The following is a 19,574-nucleotide window of genomic DNA, read 5'->3' on the forward strand; positions in this document are numbered from 1 at the left end:
TCAGGCCTGCACTTCGGAGCGGTCCCCGCTCCACAGGGTGTGGAACTTGCCGGGCTTGTCGGTGCGCTCGTAGGTGTGGGCACCGAAGAAGTCGCGCTGGCCCTGGGTGAGGGCGGCGGGCAGCCGGTCGGCGCGCAGCCCGTCGTAGTAGGACAGCGACGACGCGAAGGCCGGGACGGGGATGCCGAGTTGGGTGGCGGTGACCACGACGCGCCGCCAGCTGTCGATGCCGATCTCGATGGCGTCGCGGAAGTACGGTGCGAGGATCAGGCTGGGCAGGGCCGGGTCGGCGTCGTAGGCCTCTTTGATGCGGTTGAGGAACTGGGCGCGGATGATGCAGCCGCCGCGCCAGATCGTTGCGAGCGCGGCGCGGTCGACGTTCCAGCCGTATTCGGCGCTGCCGGCGGCGATCTGGTCGAAGCCCTGCGCGTAGGCGACGATCTTCGACGCGTACAGGGCGGCGCGGATGTCCTCGGTGAACTGCGCGGCGTCGGTGGGGGCGGCGCCGAGGTTGCCGGCGGCAAGGCCGCGGGCGGCGGCGCGCTGGTCGCGGGAGCCGGACAGGGCGCGGGCGAAGACGGCTTCGGCGATGCCGGTGACGGGGACGCCGAGGTCGAGGGCGGCCTTGACGGTCCAGCGGCCGGTACCCTTCTGTTCGGCGGCGTCGACGATGACGTCGACGAGGGGTTTGCCGGTGGCGGCGTCGGTCTGGCGCAGCACCTCGGCGGTGATCTCGATGAGGTAGGACTCGAGGGTGCCGGTGTTCCAGTCGGCGAAGACGTCGGCGATCTGCCCGGCGTCGTAGCCGAGGGCGTCGCGCAGCAGGTGGTAGGCCTCGCCGATGAGCTGCATGTCGGCGTATTCGATGCCGTTGTGCACCATCTTCACGAAGTGGCCGGCGCCGTCGGGGCCGATGTGGGTGCAGCAGGGGGTGCCGTCGACCTGGGCCGCGATGGTTTCGAGCAGCGGGCCGAGCGCCTCGTACGATTCGGCGGGGCCGCCGGGCATGATGGACGGGCCGTTGAGGGCGCCTTCCTCGCCGCCGGAGATGCCGGCGCCGACGAAGTGCAGGCCGCGGGCGCGCAGGGCGGCTTCGCGGCGGATGGTGTCGGTGTAGAGGGCGTTGCCGCCGTCGATGATGATGTCGCCGGGTTCCATCGCGTCGGCGAGCTCGTTGATGACCGCGTCGGTGGCGTCGCCTGCCTTGACCATGATCAGGACGCGGCGCGGCTTTTCGAGGGCGGCGACGAATTCGTCGATGGTTTCGGTGCGGACGAAGGTGCCGTCGCTGCCGTGCTCGGCGAGCAGCGCGTCGGTCTTGGCGATGCTGCGGTTGTGGAGGGCGACGGTGTAGCCGTGGCGGGCGAAGTTGCGGGCGATGTTCGAGCCCATCACGGCCAGTCCGGTCACGCCGATCTGGGCCTGCGGTGTTTCGGTGCGTTCGACGGTCATGGTCTACAGCTTCCCCCGAAACGGGGGCCGATCGAAATCGGGGCGGGCCGAACGGTGCGGCGTGTCGCGGCTCAGAGGCCGAGCAGCAGGGACAGTTCGGTGAGCCAGGGCACCGCCACGGCGATGGTGGGTACGACGAGGATGGCGGCGGCGGCGGTGTAGGCGGCGGCGGAAATGCCGAGGTTGGGCCCCGGTCCGGTGAGGCGCTGCACGCGTAGCACGGTGCTCGGTCCGCCGACGGCGAGGGCACCGGTGGGCGTGTGGGCGCCGGCGCAGGCGACGAGGGCGCGGGCCAGCGGTGCGGGGCCGGTCTTGCGGACGGCGGAGTCGTCGGCGAGCAGCTCGACGAGCAGTTTGACCGAGCCGAGCGCCGAGCCGGAGCGCACGACGCGGGGGAACGCTTCGTAGACGGCGGTGAACGCCTCGAGGATGAGGTCGTGGCGGGCGCGCAGGTGGGAGTGTTCGTGGCGCAGGATCGCGCGTAGTTCGTCGTCGCCGAGGTTGTCGAGGGTGCCTTCGCTGAGCACCACCCGGTGCCGCAGCCCGGGCAGGCAGTAGGCGATGGGGTCGGCGGTGTCGAGGATCCGCACGTGCGGGTGGTGGCGGACGGCGGCGCCGCTCTCGCGGCGGTCGAGCAGGTCGACGAGCATGCGGTGGCGGGAGCGGCGGCGGCGGGTGCGTACCGCGACGCGCAGCATGGAGAAGGTCAGGCGGGCACCGATGAACACGGTCAGGGCGAAGACGATGACGTAGGTCAGCCACAGGGGCAGACCGAGGGCGTCGATCTCTTCGAGGGGCCCGGTGGTGGGTCGGCCGTCGGCGCCGGGTGCGAGGAGGCGGGCGGCGATGGCCAGGCCGCAGGAGAACGCGGAGAGCACCGCCGCCAGGGCCACGGACTGCCACAGCACGAGGGCGGCCCGGGGGTTGCGGTGCGGCCAGGTGGCGCGGGCGAGCAGCCCCGGCACCGGACCGGCGAGGAGAAGCGCTGTGGTTCCGAAGAACAGCGCCGTGGTCGCGTTCATGACATCGAGTGTGTCAGCCGGCCCGCTCGGTGTCGTGGCCGGTGCTGTCGTCGCCGTGTTGCGCTTCGAGTTTCGCCAGCGCCGCGCGCAGGGCTGCGGCTTCGTCGGCGCCGACGAAGCCGACGAAGTGGACGAGGGCGGCGGCGCGGCCGGCGGTCTCGTCGGCCTGGTCGAGGGCGTCGACCATGAGGCTGGCGACGAGTTCGTCGCGGCCGTGCACCGGCAGGTAGCGGTGGGCGCGGTCGTCGCGTTGCTGGATGACGAGGTTCTTCTTGGCGAGGCGCTGCAGGACCGTCATGACGGTGGTGTACGCGAGGTTGCGTCGAGCCGAGAGGGCTTCGTGGACCTGCCGGACGGTCTGTGGTTCGGGGGTGGACCACAGGTGGTCCATCACTGCGCGTTCGAGTTCGCCGAGTGCTGCCATGGGTCGATTCTACGGATTTCTCCGACGAATGTGCGTACTACCCCCAGTCGTAGGTTCTGACCTGCGGTGGGACCATCGTCACCTCCGGTGGGGACCTCCGGCGGCGCCGTAGACGTGGCGGGTGCCGATGGGCACGATCAGCGGCCGGTCGGACACCGGATCGTCGATGACCGAGGCGTCGAGGTCGAATACCTCGCGCAGCAGTTCCACGGAGATCACCTCCGAGGGCACCCCGGAGGCGACGACGCGGCCGTCTTTCATCACCACGAGGTGGTCGCTGTAGCGCACGGCGAGGTTCAGGTCGTGCAGCACCATCACCACGGTGCGACCGAGTTCGCTGTGCAGCCGGTCGACGAGGTCGAGGACCTCCACCGAGTGCGCCAGGTCGAGATAGGTGGTCGGTTCGTCGAGCAGCAGGATGTCGGTGCCCTGTGCGAGCGCCATGGAGATCCAGGCGCGTTGCCGTTGCCCGCCGGACAGTTCGTCGATGGGCCGGTCGGCGAGGTCGGCGATGCCGGTACGTTCGAGGGCGATGGCGACCTCGTCCTCGTCGTCGGAGGACCACTGCCGGAACCACGACTGGTGCGGGTGCCGGCCGCGGGAGACCAGATCGGCGACGGTGAGCCCTTCGGGCGCGACGGGGGCCTGCGGCAGCATGCCGAGCACCCGGGCGACCTCGCGGGTGCGCATGGTGGTGATGTCGTGCCCGTCGAGCAGCACGGTGCCGGTGCGGGGCTTGAGCAGCCGGCTCAGCGCGCGCAGCAGGGTGGATTTGCCGCAGCCGTTAGGGCCGATGACGGTGGTGACGACCCCGGTGGGGATGGACAGGTCCAGGTCGTCGACGATGAGCCGTTCGCCGTAGCCGAGGCTGATGTGCTCGGCGACCAGTCGCGGCGCCGCATGCTCGATCGGGCCGGGGGCCGGGACGGCAGGCAGATGGGTGTCGGTCATCGGGAGACCTTTCGGTTGGAACGCACCAGCAGGTACAGCAGGAAGGGGCCGCCGAGTGCGGAGGTGACCAGGCCGACGGGCAGCGGCACCGGCAGGATGGTGCGGGCGATGAGGTCGGCGGCGACGACGAACAGCGCCCCGGTCAGGGCGGAGGCGATGATCGGGCTGCCCGCCGAGCCGACGAGGCGCAGGGCGATCTGCGGGGCGGCGAGGGCGACGAAGCCGATGGGGCCGGCGGCGGCGGTGGCGACGGCGGCGAGCGCGCACGCCGCGACGAGCAGCAGCGCCTGCTGGGTCTGCAGCTTCACGCCGAGGGAGCGGGCGGTGTCGTCGCCGAGGCGCAGCGCCCCGACGGTGAAGGAGGCGGTCGCGGCCCAGCCGCCGACGAGCAGCAGCGCGATCGCGGCGGGCACCACCTGACTCCAGGAGACACCGTTGAGCGAGCCGGTCAGCCACACCTGGGCGCGGCTGACGTCGTTGATGTCGGCGGAGACGAGCATCCACTGGGTCAGGGCGATGAGCATGGCGTTGATGCCGATGCCGATGAGCACGAGCCGGAAGCCGTCGGCGCCGCGTCGCCAGGCCAGCAGATAGATGACCGTGGCGGTGAGCAGCGCGCCGAGCAGCGCCGACATCGGCAATCCGAGGGTGGCGAGCAGTCCGACGATGGAACCGCCGCTGGTGACGACGATCAGGGCCACGGCGGCAGCGGAGGCGCCGGCGGTGATGCCGAGGATGTCGGGGCTGGCCAGGGCGTTGCGGGACACCGATTGAGTGATGGCGCCGGAGACGGCGAGGGCGGCGCCGACGACCACGGCGGCGATCCCGCGCGGGAGGCGCAGGTCGAAGACGATGAACCGGTCGAGGCGTTCCCCGCCGCCGAGGAGCACCTCGACGACCTGTAGGGGGCTGAGCGGGTAGTCGCCGCGGCCGAGGGAGATCGACAGCAGCACCGCGGTGGCGACGACGATCAGCGCGCACACGATGACCATGCGGGCGCGCCAGACGACGGAGACGGAGCCGAGCCGGAAGGCGGGCCGGCCCGGGACGCGGGTGGAGACGTGCGCGGGTGAGCGGCGCTTGTCCGTCGTCGGCTCGTTCGTGTCGAGGGACGGGGTGGGGGTGTCGTTCACAAGGCCACCAGCTTCCGGCGACGGACGAGGGCGATGAAGAAGGGGGCGCCGATGAGGGCGAGCACGATGCCGACCTGCAGTTCGCCGGGGCGCACCACGATGCGGCCGACGACGTCGGCGAGGACGAGCAGTGCCCCGCCGAGCAGCCCGGCATAGGGCACGAGCCAGCGGTAGTCGGGGCCGGTGACCGCGCGGGCGATGTGCGGGACGATCAATCCGACGAAGGCGATGGGTCCGCAGGCGGCGGTGGCGGCGCCGGTGAGCACGGTGATTGCGGCGATGCCGATCACCCGGGTGGTGACGACGTTGGTGCCGAGCGAGCGGGCGACGTCCTCGCCGAGGCTGAGCAGGTTCAGGGCCGGGGTGGAGGCGAGCGCGATGAGCAGTCCGACGACGATGAACGGCAACACCTGCCAGAAGACGTCCATGCCGCGGCCGGCGACGGAGCCGACCACCCAGAAGCGGTAGCCGTCGAGGCTGGTCTGGTCGAGCAGCACGATGGTCTGGATCATCGCCTGCAGGAAGAACGCCACCGCCGCGCCCGCCAACGCGAGACTGAGCGGACTCGAGCCGCCGTTGCCGATGGACGCGAATCCGAACACCACGATGCTGGCGAGCGCGGACCCGGCGAAGGCGAACCACAGATACTGCGCCGGGGTGGAGAGCCCGAACAGGTAGATCGACAGCACCACCAGGAAGGCGGCGCCGGCGTTGATGCCGAGCAGACCGGCGTCGGCGAGCGGGTTGCGGGTGTGCCCCTGGATCAGTGCGCCGGCGACGCCGAGCGCGGTGCCGACCAGCAGCGCGAGCAGGGTGCGGGGGATGCGCAGCGAATGCACGATCACGTCGGTTTCGGAGCCGTCGTTGACGACGAGGGCGTGGAAGACCTCCGCGAAGGTCATCGGGCGGGCGCCGACGGCGATGCTGGCGAGCGCGCCGAGCACCAGCAGTACGAGCAGCGCGGCCAGGCCGAGCAGGCGCCGGCGGCGCAGGGCGGCGACGTTGCCGTCGGTGGGGCGCGGGGTGAACTCGTCGTGGCGGGCGTGGCGTTCGGTGACGATCTCGGTGCCGCGGCGCAGCAGGGCACTGCGGGTGCCGGCCGGTCCGGTGGTGGCGCGGTCGCGCAGCACGAGCCCGGTCCACTGCAGGCCCAGACTTTGGCCGGTGCGGCCGGCGCGGTAGCCGTGGTTCCACCACAGCAGTCCGGCGGCGGCGGCCAGGGCGGCGCCGCCGAAGACGATGCGGTCGGTCTGGCCGCCGCCGTTGGCGTCGGCGAGGGTGTCGACGACGAGGGCGCCGATGAGCAGGGGGATGGCGAGGAGCGCGAGGTCGCACAGGACGGCGGCGATCCGGCGTCCCGGGCGGGGCGGGGCGGTCGGGTCGGCGTCCGGTGGGGCGTGGGGGGTGACGGTCACGGGCGCGGGGTGCTCCTCGGGAAGGCGGTGGTGCGGTTCGGGTCGTCGCGGATCGTGGGGAACGCGAAGGCCTTCGGAGTTAGGTTACGGAATCCTATGTGCCGACGGGAGTAGGGGATGGGGTTGCGCACACCACCCCCGGATGCAATGGTTAGGCTTACCTAATCAAGATTCACCGTCGATCAGGAGGTGTCGGATGACGACGCTGCTGCTGCCGCCCACGGCGGCACCCGTCCGCCCGTTCGAGGACACGCGCGCTCGGCTGCGCGCACTCGCTGCGGGAGCCCCGCGCGTGTATGCGGTGGCCTGTATCGACGAAGAACCCCGCCGCCGCTGGTGGTTCCTCGGCGGCGGTGAACGCCAGCAGCGCATCGAGGCGCTCTACGACCGTGCCCTGCTCGACACCGAGGACCCGCGCATCGCCGTCGAGCAGGTCGCCGGCGCCCTCATCCACGCCGTGGTCGGCCGCGTCCTCGCCCCCTACGCCCTCGAGGGCCGCGTCTGGGATCCGGGTCTGGACAATCTGTGGCTGCACCAGGACAGCGACGGCTGCATCGACTGGGCCGGTCTCGCCGACGACACCCTGCGGGTGCTGCCCGAGGACCGCGCCGTCGGGGAACGCGACGTGGTGGTGCTGCCGTGCGAGCAGGCGATGGCGGTGTGGACCGCGCACCGCGCCGCGACCGCTCTCGATGCCGTCCATCTCGCGCTGCGGTCCCTCGTCCCGCTCGACCGGAACCGCTTCTGGGCGATCGTCGGGCGCACCGTCGTCACCGGCGCCGCCCAGCTACCCGTGCTCGGTGGTGCCTCCCGCCGTACCGCCGCGCGCCGCGGTCAGGCATTGCTCGACGCCTTCGTCGCCGCCGGCTATCCCGTCCGAGGCCTTGCCGGATTAGGGCAGCCTTCCCTATAATCGAATCCGTTCCGACTGCCGGACCGCAGCGGAGTCCTGAGGGCTGCAGTGACTCCCGGTCCCTTCCCGCGGCGGGCCTCACATCCATGTGGGGCCCGCCGTCGTGTGTCCGGAGCACCCCGCGCCCGGCGTGCACGGCAATTCGGTCATGGACGACGCCGGTGCCCGCTTCACACGACGCCGGAGCGAACTCGGCCCCGACGCCACCCCCCCGTGAGGCGATCCGCGCGGTCCTGACGGAACTGCTGCCCCTCGACGAGCAACGACGCGAGGAGACCCAGGTGCTCGGCGCGTTCGGATGGTCCGCGATCACCGGCGGGGGCATCACCGCCGAGGACACCTTCGCGGCCCCGCGCGCCCTGGCGACCATCGTCGCCGACCAACTCCGGCGGACACGCACCGGCGAGGACGCCGGTGATCCGGAAGCGGGCGCCGATCTCGTCGTCATGGCAGCGGGGGGACTGGCGCAGGGCATGCTGCAGGGATACTCGACCTCACGGACGCCGCTCGACCTCGTCGAGCATCTTCTCGACCGTGTCCTGGGAAGCACCGAGAGATGACCACCCTGTGGATGATCGAAGACCTCGAACCGTGGCCCGACCCGCCTGCTCCCGGCCAGGTGTGTGAACCGACCACCTCCTGGATCACACCGGGCGCGAGCGACTGCATCCGCGAACTCGCGCGGCACGTGCCCGCCCGGGTCGAGCAGGTCACCGTCGACGATCGGGTCGAGCTGCTCGCCCATCTCGGTCACGGCTTCACCACCGTGCTGCCACCGCAGCTCGACACCCTCGGCGACGTCGTGCTCACGGGGCATCTGGTGTGGGACCGCTATCTGTGGATGCTGTACCGCACCCGCCCGCACGGGCGCGCCCGGGTCGCCGAACGGCATCCGGTGATCCAACGAACCAGGAGGATTCCGACCCCGGACGCGGGTTGGTACGGCGTCGAGTACGGGGGCCCGCGGACCGTGCACCGGTTCGGGCCGATCCCCGACGGCTACTCGATCGTCGCCTACGCGCTGCTGGTGCCCCTGCAGTGACCACCCCGCTTGCCACGGTCGGAGGTGGGCCGGCCGAAAACCGCCATGTCCTACCATCGTTCGACGGCCACCTGTCCCGGCGGCCGGTCGAGACCACGCACGAACAAGGGAAGCCCGTATGAGCGACCAGTCCACCTCCGCCCCGGCCCAGCACGACGTGCAGGCGATCAACGCCGTCAACGACACCGGCTTCAACACTGCCCTCGGCCTCGAGTTCGTCGAACTCGGCCCCGATCTCGCGCGAGCCCGGTGGACGATCACCCCCACGCAGCACCAGCCCTACGGCATCGTGCACGGCGGGGTGTACTGCGCGGTGATCGAGACCGTCGCCAGCGTCGCGGGCGCCAACTGGTTGGGGGACAAGGGCAACGTCGTCGGGGTCAACAACAACACCGACTTCCTCCGCGCCACCCGCGAAGGGGTCCTCACCGCGACCGGCACCCCGGTCCACCGCGGCCGCACCCAGCAGGTGTGGCGGGTGGAGATCGTCGACGAGCAGGACCGTCTCGTCGCGCAGGGACAGGTGCGCCTGGCGAACATCACGAACGCGGACCGCATCGGGCACTGACCCTGTAGCCGGGCGGCTCCGGCCGGGACACCGCGCCCGGCCGGAGCGCCGACGGTCAGCCCGCAGCCTGCGTCCCGCCGCGGCCCTGCCCGGCCGGCGCCTGTGCGGAGCGGTCCCCGTCCTTCGTCGCGCTCTCGCCGTTCTGCGAGTCGCCGTCGGGTTCGTCCGCGCGCATGCGCTCGAGCGCGATCCGCGCGAACACCTGCTGCTCGGTCGCGGCCATCTCGTTGCGGCCGGTGGAGAAGAACGCCTGCGCCCACGACAACAGCGTCGACAGCTTCGACGAGAACCCCACCAGATACAGCAGGTGGATGAACAACCACGCCACCCAGCCGAGGAACCCGCTGATCTCGAGTTTGCCGACCTTCGCGACCGCACTGAACCGCGAGATGGTCGCCATGCTGCCCTTGTCGAAATACTTGAACGGTTCCCGATGGGTCGGGTCGGCGCCGTCGAGGGAGGCGATGATCTGCCGGGCCGCGTACTTGCCGCCCTGCATCGCCACCTGCGCCAGACCGGGCAGCTTGTTCAGCGACATCATGTCGCCGATGACGAACACGTTCGGATGCCCCGGCAATGTCAGATCCGGCAGCACCTCCACCCGCCCCGCCCGGTCGACCTGCGCCCCGGACTGCTCGGCGAGCTGCTTGCCGAGCGGACTGGCCGACACGCCCGCCGACCACACCTTGCACTGCGACTCGATGCGCCGCTGCGAACCGTCCTTCTCCTTGACGACGAGACCGTCGGCGCCGACATCGGTGACCATCGCGCCGAGCTGGATCTCCACCCCGAGCCGCTCGAGGGTGTTACGGGCCTTGCGGCTGAGTTTGCCGCCGTAGACCGGCAACACATCGGAGGCGCCGTCGAGCAGCACCACCCGCGCCTCGGTCGGATCGATGTTGCGGAAGGTGCCCTTGAGGGTGCGGCGTGAGAGCTCGGCGATCTGCCCGGCCAGCTCCACCCCGGTCGGGCCGGCACCGACCACCACGAAGGTCAGCAACCGGGCGCGTTCGTCGGGATCGTGGGACAGTTCGGCCTGCTCGAACGCCCCGAGGATCCGGCCGCGCAGCTCGAGGGCGTCGTCGATGGTCTTCATGCCCGGCGCGAACTCGGCGAACTGGTCGTTGCCGAAGTAGGACTGGCCGGCGCCGGCGGCGACGATGAGACTGTCGAAGGGCGTGGTGGTGTAGCGCTCGAGGAACCGGGAGGTCACCGTCCGGTTCTCCAGGTCGATCCTCTCGACGTCCCCGAGCAGCACCTGCGCGTTCTTCTGTTTGCGCAGCACCATGCGGGTCGCGGGGGCGATGTCGCCGACCGACAGGATGCCCGTGGCCACCTGGTACAGCAACGGCTGGAACAAGTGATGGGTGGTGCGCGCCACGAGCGTGACGTCCACATCGGCACGAGCCAGGGCCTGGGTCCCGAACAGCCCACCGAAACCGGATCCGATCACGACTACACGATGACGGCGGGGTTCGGTCTGCTCGACGCTCATGGATACTCCTTCACGTTGCCGGATGGATCTTGTCCCCAGTCTTGCAGTTGCTGCGCCCGCCCACAGCGCAACCGACGAGCTAGCCCGGCCCGTCGCCGAGCGACCCGAGCAGCCCGTAGACGGGGTTGTGCCGGGCGGCGTGCCGCACCGCATCGTTGGTCGCCGAGGTGTACACCTGCACGGTCTGCAACGACCGGTGCCCGAGCAGCTGCTGCAACTCGACCATCGTTGCGCCGCTGTCGGCCAGGCTCGTCGCGAAGGTGTGCCGCAGCGCGTGGGCGAGCGCACCGCGTTTGCGTTCGGACTCGATACCCGCGCGGCGGTAGATGCGCCGCACCCGGTACTGCAGGGTGCCGCGGGTGATGCGTTTGCCGTCCGCGCCGACGAACAGCGGGTCGGCCGGGTCGTGCCGCTCCCACACGGGCAACTCGTCGCGGTCGCGGGTGCGGCGCCGCGCGGCAGGGAAGCGGGCGTAGCGTTCCTCGAGATAGGCGGTGACGATCGCCGTCCAACTGTCTTCGAGGGGGATCTCCCGTTCGATCGCGCCTTTGCCGAGCACCCGCAGCACCGGTGCCCGGTAGCCACCGAGGATGCTGCCCACATCGAGCCGGATCAACTCGTCGGAGCGGATCCCGGTGAGCAGCAGGGTTGCGATGAGCGCGAGATCGCGTTGCGGCCAGTCCCGCGCCGACTCCGCAGGGCGTTGCGCCTCCACGGTGACGGTGTCGACGAGTTGGTTGATCGCGTTGGGGGAGAATGCCTTCGGGGTGTGCTGTGGTTTCTTGGGCTGCGCGATCGAGGCCATCGGGTTGCCTTCCGACACCCCTTCGGAGACGAGGAAGTTGCAGAAGTTGTTCCACACCGACCAGGCGCGGCGCACCGACGCCGGCTGCCGCTCGGCGGCGAACGCCGCGAACGCCGACCGCAGCCCGCGTACCGTCACGTCCCCGAGCGTCAACGCGTCCTCCGGCACGGCGGCAGTCGCGGCGAGATGCGCGCGCACCGCGTGCAGGTCGAGCCGGTAGGCCTTGATGGTGTGCGGAGACCGTTTCGCGGTCTGCAAGGTCTCCAGATACGACCCGATCCAGTCCGACAATCCCGGCTCGGTCGCGCTGCCCGCCACGATGCCCCTCCCGTGAAGATCCGCTCGTACAGATGTGCGAGTCCAGTGTGACAGCAGGGACCGACGGGACAGCAGAGACCGCGTTCGGATTCGCGGAGACCGGCGCCGGGTACGCGATGGACAACCGACCGTTCGTGGAGAGGAACACCCCCTGCCCGCCGGCCGCGACGAGGCGCGCCGCCGCAAGGTCGAACACCTCGTCCACAACCTCGACGGGACGATCGGCGAACGCAACACCTACGGTCACGACCCGCGCGACATCGCGGGCTGATCGACCCCGAACCGACCGTCGCCGGGGCGATCGATACCGAGGAGGTCAGTCGCGGCGGCGTTTGGCGCGCGCGGCGAACTCGTCGAGCACCCGCACCACATCCTTGGCCTGCCAGATGCGATTGCGGCGCCCCTCGGTGATCTGCGTGAGGATCCCCGCGTCCACCAGCCGATCGATGGCGATCTGCGCGTTGGCGCCGGTCACCGACAAGGCCGCGGCGGCCGACCGGTTGTCGATCACCGGCTGGCGCAGCAGTACGTCCGAGAGCCGGTGCACTGCCGAATCCCGCCGCGCCGTCACCCGGGACCGCCACAGCTCGCGTACCGCCTCGAGATCGGCGACGAGCGTGCGGCCGTTGGCGACCGCCGCGAACGACGCGTCGACGATCGAGTGCACGATCGGCCCGATGTCCCCGGCGCGGTAGGCGCCGAGCGCATCGAAGTACTCCCCGGTGTTGTGCAACAGGCCCGCCGAGACCGGCACGGCGACACTGCGGGTGAGCTGCCCGCCGCGCAACATCGCCTGGATCAGCGCGCGACCCACCCGGCCGTTGCCGTCCGGGAACGGGTGGATGGTCTCGAACTGCGCGTGCGCGACCGCGATCTGCGCGACCACCGGCAGATCCACCCGGTGGGCGAAGGCCACCAGATCGTCGATCAGCTCGGGCACCCGCGCGTGGTGCGGGGGCACGAACTGCGCGGTGTGCGGGCCCAGGCTGCCCCCGCCGATCCACACCTGCTGGGTGCGCCACCGTCCCGCGATGGTCGGATCGTCGTACTCGAGCAGCGCGTGGTGCATCCGCAGGATCGCGGCGGCGTCGATCGCATCGGACAGCTCGAGCGCCGCGCGCATCGCCCGCACGTTGCCGACGATCAGGCGAGCGTTGCGGGAGGCGTGTTCGCCGAGTTCGGCGAGCGCGATCTGCCGCGCCCCGCTGGAGAGGTTCTCGATCTCCGAACTCGACGCGCTCTCGGTGCGCAGCAGGATGGAGGCGAACGGGGCGGTGATATGCCCGACCTCGACATCGAAGCGGGTCAGTTCCGTCGCGGCTTCCTCGGTGAGGGCCTGCAGTTCGCCGTCGAGCGGGAGGGGCCGGTGGGCGATGAGCGGGGGGACCGCGGCGCGGTAGGGGCCGGTGGTCAGGCGTTTCTCCCGCCGCGAGCCGTAGGCATCGCTGCTCACCCACGGGTGCTGTTCGTAGGTGACCGCGGGCCAGCCGGACGCGACGTCAACCGATGCCATCCCCGGAACATACCATCGGATAGTCGATTATCCGATGGTATGGATCGGGGGTGGGTTCGGATCCGGCCGTTGTGCACGGCCGGAACCGGAGGTTTGGGCCACAGGTGGTTCGGACGTAGGGTGCTGGGCCATGGCATTACCGACCTTCGACATCGACACGCCCATGGCCTATCACGTTGCGCAGCACAACATCCTGCAGAGACTCGATGCCGGCGACGACGCCGGGACGGTGCGGGAGGAATGGCGGCAGGCCATCGAGCGCATCATCGACAACCATCTCGCCGGCAACGACGCGCTGAGCTTCGTGACCGCTCCCGCGCTCGGCCCGGTCGACTGACGCACCGCTCGGTACACCCCGCCTCGCGGACCGGCACGGCCCGCGGAGCGGGGACGCCGCGCTTGCGCCCCGTTACACGACGGTGTCGAACAACTGGCCGACCCCGTAGGTCACCACCATCGCGAGCGCACCACCGAACACCACCCGCACCACCGCCCGACCCCGCCGGGCCCGGCCGAGCCACGCACTGATCGATCCCGTCGCCGCCAGCGCACACAACACCGCCACGAACGTCACCGGGATCCGCACCGTGTCGGGCACCGACACCACCATCAGCAGCGGCACCAGCGCCCCCAGGGTGAACGACACGGCCGACGACAACGCCGCCACCCACGGATTCGCCAGTTCGGTCGGATCGATCCCCAACTCCACCTCGGCATGCGCGGCCAGCGGATCCTGCGCCGTCAACTCCTCCGCCGCGGCACGCGCCGTGACCGCCGACAATCCCTTGCCCTCGAGCAGGGCGGCGAGTTCGTCGAGTTCGGCCTCCGGCATGGCGGCGAGCTCACGACCTTCCGTGTACAGCGCCGCGCGCTCGGTGTCGCGTTGCGTACTCACCGACACGTACTCGCCCAGCGCCATCGACACCGCCCCCGCGGCCAGCCCGGCCGCACCGGCGGTGAGGATCGCCGCCTCGTTCGCCGTCGCGGCCGCCACACCGACGACCAGTCCCGCGGTCGAGACGATGCCGTCGTTCGCGCCGAGAACACCCGCCCGCAACCAGTTGAGTCTGTTCGCCAACCCGGCGGTGTGCGGTTCGCGGTCCTCGTGCCGCCTGCGGGAATCGTTCGGTGACGCCGGATCCGGACGGGGCATGTCGTGAAGCTACACCGACGGACGGCGGCGCGGGGGGATCCCCACGGCGGAGTATCGGCGCGCCTCCGCCGCGGCGACCGCCCACTCCGGATCCCCGGGCAGCGCGCCCATCGGGTCCCGCTGCGCGCACGGCACACTCACATCGGCGGGCAGCACTGCGCGCTGCAGCGCCTGCACGATCCCCAACGGCCGATGAGCAGCGGGGCCAGGCGGCCGGTCCACCGACGATCGCGGGCCGTCATGTCGTGCCGCAGGCTCTCCATCAACGCCGCCACGGTTCCCGACGGCACCTCCGTCAACCACGAGCCGAACCGGCCGATCACCGCGCCCGGCAATCCGGCGACGGTGACCTGGGCGCGCGGCATGCCGGTGACCTGCCCGTAGAGGCGGAGCAACTCGGGATAATGCAGCGACTGTCCGCAGCCCACATCGAACGAGTCCGTGGGAGTGTCCGCGACGGCCGCCCCGAGCACTGCGGCGACCAGGTCGACGACCGCGATCGGCTCGACCCGCGAGTCCATCCAGTCGGGTACCACGGTGACGGGTAGGCGCCCCGCGAGTTGGCCGAGCACCTCGAAGCTCGTCGACCCGGAGCCGAGCACCATCCCGGCTCGCAGCGTGATCACCGTGCGGCGGGAGCGGGACAGTTCCTGCTCGACCTCCCAGCGCGAGAGCAGATGCTCGGACAGCGCGTCCGGCGCACACTCGGGGACGAACCCGGAGACGTAGACGACACGCGTCACCGGAGAGGCATCGACCGCGTGCCGGACGGTGCGGGCCGCTGCCAGGTCGAGGTCCCGGAAGTGCGCCGAGCGCATCCCGTGCACGAGATAGACCACGACGTCGACATCGTCGAGCGCCGGTGGGAGAGTGTGCGCGGCGGTGACGTCCACCTGCGCGGTCTCGACCTGGTCGTGCCACCAGAAGCGTCGCAAGGCCGTCGGGTTCCGAGCGGCGGCGCGCACGGTGCAGCCGATAGCGAGGAAGGCGGGGACGACCCGGCTGCCGACGTAGCCGGAGGCACCGATCACGAGAGCTCTCATGCGCTGTCCCGTCCCTTGTCGCCTTCGGGAGGGATGCACGCGCGGGACCGTCGCGAAACATCAGGAGTGGTTCCCATCACCGGAAATAATGTTACCGTTGGTCACAAATACAGTGGCCGGTATCGAAGGAGGCCTCCCATGTCGATGCTGCGCGGCAGCCCACTCCGACATCGGATCCTGTTCGTCCTCGCCGTCCCCCTCGGCGCCGGACTGCTGTCCGCCCTCGGACATCTCGTCCAGCGCCGCCACGGCCGGCCCACCTCCGTCTCCGAATCCCTCTTCGCCATCGCCAGCAGCCTGCGCCGCCGCACGCTCTTCACCCGACCCACCGGCGACCACCCCCCGGCCCCCGAGACGCCCGGACAACCATGACCACAGGACAACCATGACCACCCACACCGTCCCCAACGGGCCTATCCGACTCCACGTCGTCGAAGAAGGCAACCCGCACGGCCCGACGCTCGTCCTCGTCCACGGCTGGCCCGACACCCACGCCCTGTGGGACCGCGTCGCACCCCTGCTCGCCGACGACTTCCGCATCCTGCGCTACGACAACCGCGGCGCCGGCGCCTCCACCGTGCCCCGCGCGGTGGCGCACTACCGGCTCGAGCACCTCGCCGCCGACCTGCACGCCGTCATCGACGCCCTCGCCCCGAACGAACCGGTCCACCTGCTCGGCCACGACTGGGGCGCGGTGCTGTGCTGGGAAGCGGTATGCGAACCCGACGCCGGCGATCGCATCGCCTCCTACACCTCGATCTCCGGCCCCAACCTCGACCATCTCGGCTTGTGGATGCGCCGTCGTCTCCGACAGAAACGCCCACTCGGCCCCGCCGAACAGGCTCTCGCCTCCGCCTACACCCTCGCCTTCCAGATCCCCGCTCTGCCGAATCCGGTGCTGTGCGGCTGGCTCGCCCACCACTGGCCGGCCTTCGTCGGGTTCTTCGACCGCATCGATCCCACCGCGATCGCACCGGTCGCCCCCACCCTCGCCGATGACATGGTGCACGGACTGCCCCTGTACCGGGCGAACATCCGCGCGCGTCTCACCCGACCCCGCGAGCGGCGCACCGACGTCCCGGTCCAGCTGATCCAGAACCTGCGCGACCGCGCGGTACGCCCCGTGGGCTACGAGGACACCTCCCGCTGGGTCACCGACCTGCGCATCCACCCGCTCGACGCCGGGCACTGGTCGCCGCGTTCCCATCCCCGCGACGTCGCCGACGCCACCGCCCGGTTCGTGCAGCAGATCGAAGCCGCGCGCACCTGACCGCATGACCTCAGCCGGACGACTCCGCGCGCCGCGCCGCCTCCACCGGCGGATCGTCGTCGTGCACCGGTAGCCGACGCGGACCCGGACCCTGCTGCCCGAGCACGTCACCGGGATTCGCGAGCGGACACGACGCCAAACTCAGACAACCGCAGCCGATGCAATCGGTGAAACTGTCGCGCAACGCGGTGAGATCCTCGATGCGGCGGGTCAGCCGGTCGTGCCACGCCCGCGACAGCCGCGCCCAGTCCTCCGTCGTCGGCACACGACTGTCCGGCAACGAATCGAACGCCTCCTTGATCTCGTCCAGGGACACCCCCACACCCTGCGCGACCTTGATGAACGCGACCTTGCGCAGCGTGTCGCGACGATAACGCCGTTGATTGCCCGAGGTGCGGCGACTGGTGATCAGACCACGCGACTCGTAGTAGTGCAGCGCCGAGACCGCCACCCCGGAACGGTCCGCCAACTGGCCGGGTGTCAGCCATACAGCAGGGTTCATCGGCCCCTCCTCGCCGCGCAGACATCGTGATCGAGTTGTGCTGCACAGTACCGGCCACCGGAGGCACCGGGCACCCGGGTCGCGTGAGCACCAGGGTCAGAACGGCGGCGGCCCGAACTCGGCAGCGACCTCCGGCGCATCCATCCGCAACATGTCGTACGCGGTGTGCGCCCACGTCCGCACCGACTTCGGGTACGGCCGCTCGAACCGCTCGCAGACCCGCGCGGTCGCCAACGCCGCCTCGAACCGCCACTTACGGGAACCGCTCACGAACGTCCGGGCCTGGAACAGATAACTCGATGCGGGGATCGTCACGTCGACCACCGTAGAACCTCCGACCGGCACAGCGGGGGATCGGCACCCCGCGCGCCACGCCGATCCCACCCGTCCCGACCACATTCCTAAGGGAGTGTTAGGAACCGCCACAGACCCTTCCGCAACCACTGTGACCCGAACCACTGTGGGGAGCGCACAGATCCACGCAGCGAAAGGAGTCCCGGGTGAGCACCACCTCGACGGGCGAACGCCGAGTCATCGGCAACGTGTTGAAAGGCTCGGTCGGCAACCTGATCGAGTGGTACGACTGGTACGTCTACGCCGCGTTCAGCGTCTACTTCGCGAAGGAATTCTTCCCCGAAGGCGACCCCACCGCCCAACTGCTGTCCACCGCAGCGATCTTCGCCGTGGGATTCCTCATGCGACCGATCGGCGGCTGGATCATGGGCCGCTACGCCGACCGGCGCGGACGGCGCTCGGCGCTGACCCTGTCGGTCACCGTCATGGCCGTCGGCTCCCTCATCATCGCCGTCACCCCGGACTACGCGACCATCGGACTCGCCGCACCCCTTCTTCTCGTCCTCGCCCGCATGATGCAGGGACTGTCCGTCGGTGGTGAATACGCCACCAGCGCCACCTATCTCGCCGAGGTCGCCTCACCCGGACGCCGCGGGTTCTACTCGAGCTTCCAGTACGTCACCCTCGTCGCCGGACAGCTCATCGCCCTCGGCGTCCAGATCGTCCTGCAGCTCACCCTCTCCGCCGAGGCCATGCAGGCGTGGGGCTGGCGCATCCCGTTCGTCATCGGCGCCGTCGCCGCCGTCGCCGTGATGTGGCTGCGCCGCACCATGGACGAATCCGAAGCGTTCACCGAGGAAGTCGCGGCCAAGATCGCCACCGACCGGCCGGAGGGCACGCCCGAGCAGGGCGGCATCCGGATGCTGCTGCAGTACCCCCGCGAATGCCTACTGGTGTGCGCGCTGACCCTCGGCGGCTGCGTGGCGTTCTACACCTACACCACCTACATGCAGAAATACATGATCAACACCTCCGGCATCTCCAAGGACACCGTCGCCTGGATCAACTTCGCCGCCCTGCTGGTGTTCATCGTCCTGCAACCCATCGGCGGGGCCCTCTCGGACCGCATCGGCCGCCGCAAACTGCTCATCTTCTTCGGGGTCGGCGGCACCGTGCTCACCGTCCCGCTGATGACGATCCTCGGCAGCACCACGAACCCGCTGATCGCGTTCGGGTTGATGATGCTCGGCCTGACCGTCGTCACCGGCTACACCTCGGTCAACGCCATCGTGAAGACCGAACTGTTCCCCACCAAGGTCCGCGCGCTCGGCGTCGGCCTGCCCTACGCGCTGACCCTCGCGATCTTCGGCGGCACCGTCGAAACCGTCGCACTCGCGCTCAAGCGCGCCGGCCACGAATCGCTATTCTTCTACTACGTGACCGGCTGCATCGCCGTCTCGCTCGTCGTGTACTTCTTCATGCGGGAGACCTCCGACGGCTCACCCCTGGACCGCACGAGCACCGACCGCACGAGCACCCACACCGACACCCCCGACGAGCACGCCGACCTGGCCACCTCGCGACACTGACCGAAAGGGACCCACGTGCAGATCGCGGTGGTCGAGGACGACGACGGCGTCGGCGACGCCCTCGTCGAAGCCCTCACCTCCCACGGCCACCGGCCGATCCGCATGCGGCGCGGCGCCGACCTGCTCCTCGGACACCGCGACCTCGACGTCGTCATCCTCGACCTCGGCCTGCCCGACGCCGACGGCCTGCAGGTGCTCCGGCAACTGCGGGCCGTCAACGACGTCCCCGTCGTGATCCTCACCGCGCGCGGCGACGAACGCTCGGTGGTACGCGGCCTGCGCGGCGGCGCCGACGACTACCTCGTCAAACCGGCCCGCCTGGCCGAACTGCTCGCCCGCGTGGACGTCGTCACCCAACGGCGCCGCGCGCTGTCCGAGTCCTCCCGCATCGTCCGCGCCGGCGACGTCGTCGTCGACCTCGATGCCCGCGAAGTCGAGGTGGGCGGCGAACCGGTCACCCTCACCCCGAAGGAATTCGACCTGCTCGCCGTCCTCGTCGCCCGCCCCGGCGCCGCGGTCAGCCGCCAACAACTCATGGACGCCGTGTGGGGCGACGCGTATGTGGCGATCTCCCGGTCGCTCGACGTGCACATGACCGGGCTGCGCGCGAAACTCGCCCGCCCCGGACTCATCTCCACCATCCGCGGCTACGGCTACCGGTGGGGCGGCTGA

Annotated in this window: 23 protein-coding genes; 10 read left to right on the forward strand and 13 right to left on the reverse strand. The window is 70.5% G+C overall.

The genetic code is table 11. From position 1 onward, the window contains the following. The 6 genes from gndA to ACQR3U_RS17845 all read right to left on the reverse strand — a co-directional run bounded on the left by gndA (position 1) and on the right by ACQR3U_RS17845 (position 6,397). Positions 1-1,452 (reverse strand): NADP-dependent phosphogluconate dehydrogenase, encoded by a 1,452-nt coding sequence (gndA, locus tag ACQR3U_RS17820; protein ID WP_006552760.1) that lies wholly within the window; start codon positions 1,450-1,452, stop codon positions 1-3. 71 nt (positions 1,453-1,523) lie between these two features. Then, entirely contained in the window at positions 1,524-2,474 is a 951-nt protein-coding gene (locus tag ACQR3U_RS17825; RefSeq protein WP_006552761.1) for a M56 family metallopeptidase, read from the reverse strand. Positions 2,475-2,487: 13 nt separating this feature from the next. Further along, entirely contained in the window at positions 2,488-2,898 is a 411-nt protein-coding gene (locus ACQR3U_RS17830; RefSeq protein WP_230811080.1) for a BlaI/MecI/CopY family transcriptional regulator, read from the reverse strand. A gap of 78 nt (positions 2,899-2,976) precedes the next feature. Next, the gene (locus ACQR3U_RS17835) at positions 2,977-3,849 is read right to left on the reverse strand and encodes an ABC transporter ATP-binding protein (RefSeq protein ID WP_006552763.1); all 873 of its coding nucleotides are present in this window, start codon (positions 3,847-3,849) and stop codon (positions 2,977-2,979) included. Continuing rightward, entirely contained in the window at positions 3,846-4,982 is a 1,137-nt protein-coding gene (locus ACQR3U_RS17840) for a FecCD family ABC transporter permease (protein WP_230811081.1), read from the reverse strand. Before ACQR3U_RS17840 ends, ACQR3U_RS17835 begins: the two co-directional genes overlap by 4 nt. Beyond that, positions 4,979-6,397, reverse strand: a complete 1,419-nt coding sequence (locus ACQR3U_RS17845; protein ID WP_230811082.1) for a FecCD family ABC transporter permease — start codon at positions 6,395-6,397, stop codon at positions 4,979-4,981. Before ACQR3U_RS17845 ends, ACQR3U_RS17840 begins: the two co-directional genes overlap by 4 nt. A 196-nt stretch (positions 6,398-6,593) precedes the next feature. Here ACQR3U_RS17845 and ACQR3U_RS17850 point away from each other — a divergent pair, with 196 nt between their 5' ends. The 4 genes from ACQR3U_RS17850 to ACQR3U_RS17865 all read left to right on the forward strand — a co-directional run bounded on the left by ACQR3U_RS17850 (position 6,594) and on the right by ACQR3U_RS17865 (position 8,920). Continuing rightward, a complete protein-coding gene (locus tag ACQR3U_RS17850; RefSeq protein ID WP_006552766.1) occupies positions 6,594-7,310 on the forward strand; it encodes a hypothetical protein in 717 nt (238 codons plus the stop codon). Between the two features lie 161 nt (positions 7,311-7,471). Then, positions 7,472-7,870, forward strand: coding sequence for a hypothetical protein (locus tag ACQR3U_RS17855; protein ID WP_230811083.1), 399 nt, complete (start codon positions 7,472-7,474; stop codon positions 7,868-7,870). Next, positions 7,867-8,352, forward strand: a complete 486-nt coding sequence (locus ACQR3U_RS17860) for a hypothetical protein (RefSeq protein ID WP_230811084.1) — start codon at positions 7,867-7,869, stop codon at positions 8,350-8,352. The genes ACQR3U_RS17855 and ACQR3U_RS17860 overlap by 4 nt, the downstream gene beginning before the upstream one ends. A 118-nt stretch (positions 8,353-8,470) precedes the next feature. Continuing rightward, on the forward strand, positions 8,471-8,920 hold the full coding sequence (locus ACQR3U_RS17865) for a PaaI family thioesterase (protein ID WP_006552769.1): 450 nt from the start codon (positions 8,471-8,473) through the stop codon (positions 8,918-8,920). A gap of 55 nt (positions 8,921-8,975) precedes the next feature. On the opposite strand, the gene ACQR3U_RS17870 is transcribed toward ACQR3U_RS17865, so the two are convergent. Together ACQR3U_RS17870 and ACQR3U_RS17875 are read right to left on the reverse strand one after the other, a co-directional pair. Beyond that, positions 8,976-10,415, reverse strand: coding sequence for an NAD(P)/FAD-dependent oxidoreductase (locus tag ACQR3U_RS17870; protein ID WP_230811085.1), 1,440 nt, complete (start codon positions 10,413-10,415; stop codon positions 8,976-8,978). 79 nt (positions 10,416-10,494) lie between these two features. Further along, positions 10,495-11,538 (reverse strand): tyrosine-type recombinase/integrase, encoded by a 1,044-nt coding sequence (locus tag ACQR3U_RS17875; protein WP_230811086.1) that lies wholly within the window; start codon positions 11,536-11,538, stop codon positions 10,495-10,497. 34 nt (positions 11,539-11,572) lie between these two features. Between ACQR3U_RS17875 and ACQR3U_RS17880 the strand changes: the two genes are divergently transcribed. Further along, on the forward strand, positions 11,573-11,809 hold the full coding sequence (locus ACQR3U_RS17880; RefSeq protein ID WP_230811087.1) for a DUF2188 domain-containing protein: 237 nt from the start codon (positions 11,573-11,575) through the stop codon (positions 11,807-11,809). A 45-nt stretch (positions 11,810-11,854) separates the two neighbouring features. On the opposite strand, the gene ACQR3U_RS17885 is transcribed toward ACQR3U_RS17880, so the two are convergent. Next, positions 11,855-13,051 (reverse strand): Fic family protein, encoded by a 1,197-nt coding sequence (locus ACQR3U_RS17885; RefSeq protein WP_039585960.1) that lies wholly within the window; start codon positions 13,049-13,051, stop codon positions 11,855-11,857. 130 nt (positions 13,052-13,181) lie between these two features. Between ACQR3U_RS17885 and ACQR3U_RS17890 the strand changes: the two genes are divergently transcribed. Further along, entirely contained in the window at positions 13,182-13,388 is a 207-nt protein-coding gene (locus tag ACQR3U_RS17890) for a hypothetical protein (protein WP_006552774.1), read from the forward strand. Between the two features lie 72 nt (positions 13,389-13,460). Here ACQR3U_RS17890 and ACQR3U_RS17895 read toward each other — a convergent pair whose 3' ends face one another. Both ACQR3U_RS17895 and ACQR3U_RS17900 read right to left on the reverse strand, forming a co-directional pair. Continuing rightward, on the reverse strand, positions 13,461-14,204 hold the full coding sequence (locus ACQR3U_RS17895; protein ID WP_230811088.1) for a VIT1/CCC1 transporter family protein: 744 nt from the start codon (positions 14,202-14,204) through the stop codon (positions 13,461-13,463). A 137-nt stretch (positions 14,205-14,341) separates the two neighbouring features. Next, positions 14,342-15,247, reverse strand: coding sequence for an NAD(P)H-binding protein (locus ACQR3U_RS17900; RefSeq protein WP_230811089.1), 906 nt, complete (start codon positions 15,245-15,247; stop codon positions 14,342-14,344). 138 nt (positions 15,248-15,385) lie between these two features. On the opposite strand from ACQR3U_RS17900, the gene ACQR3U_RS17905 reads away from it, so the two are divergent. Together ACQR3U_RS17905 and ACQR3U_RS17910 are read left to right on the forward strand one after the other, a co-directional pair. After that, positions 15,386-15,619 (forward strand): hypothetical protein, encoded by a 234-nt coding sequence (locus tag ACQR3U_RS17905; protein ID WP_019289588.1) that lies wholly within the window; start codon positions 15,386-15,388, stop codon positions 15,617-15,619. Between the two features lie 13 nt (positions 15,620-15,632). Then, positions 15,633-16,517, forward strand: coding sequence for an alpha/beta fold hydrolase (locus tag ACQR3U_RS17910; RefSeq protein WP_230811090.1), 885 nt, complete (start codon positions 15,633-15,635; stop codon positions 16,515-16,517). Positions 16,518-16,527: 10 nt separating this feature from the next. Here ACQR3U_RS17910 and soxR read toward each other — a convergent pair whose 3' ends face one another. Further along, positions 16,528-17,019: a redox-sensitive transcriptional activator SoxR gene (soxR, locus tag ACQR3U_RS17915; protein WP_230811091.1), complete on the reverse strand. Its 492-nt coding sequence runs from the start codon at positions 17,017-17,019 to the stop codon at positions 16,528-16,530. A 96-nt stretch (positions 17,020-17,115) separates the two neighbouring features. Continuing rightward, positions 17,116-17,334 carry a hypothetical protein gene (locus tag ACQR3U_RS17920; protein ID WP_230811092.1) on the reverse strand — a complete coding sequence of 73 codons (219 nt, stop codon included), beginning with the start codon at positions 17,332-17,334 and terminating at the stop codon, positions 17,116-17,118. Positions 17,335-17,519: 185 nt separating this feature from the next. On the opposite strand from ACQR3U_RS17920, the gene ACQR3U_RS17925 reads away from it, so the two are divergent. Both ACQR3U_RS17925 and ACQR3U_RS17930 read left to right on the forward strand, forming a co-directional pair. After that, complete coding sequence (locus ACQR3U_RS17925) at positions 17,520-18,902, forward strand: MFS transporter (protein WP_230811093.1); 1,383 nt, start codon at positions 17,520-17,522, stop codon at positions 18,900-18,902. 15 nt (positions 18,903-18,917) lie between these two features. After that, positions 18,918-19,574 (forward strand): response regulator transcription factor, encoded by a 657-nt coding sequence (locus ACQR3U_RS17930; protein WP_006552782.1) that lies wholly within the window; start codon positions 18,918-18,920, stop codon positions 19,572-19,574.

It is taken from the genome of Rhodococcus sp. IEGM1339, assembly GCF_050321925.1.
GTDB classification, from domain to species: domain Bacteria; phylum Actinomycetota; class Actinomycetes; order Mycobacteriales; family Mycobacteriaceae; genus Rhodococcus; species Rhodococcus pyridinivorans.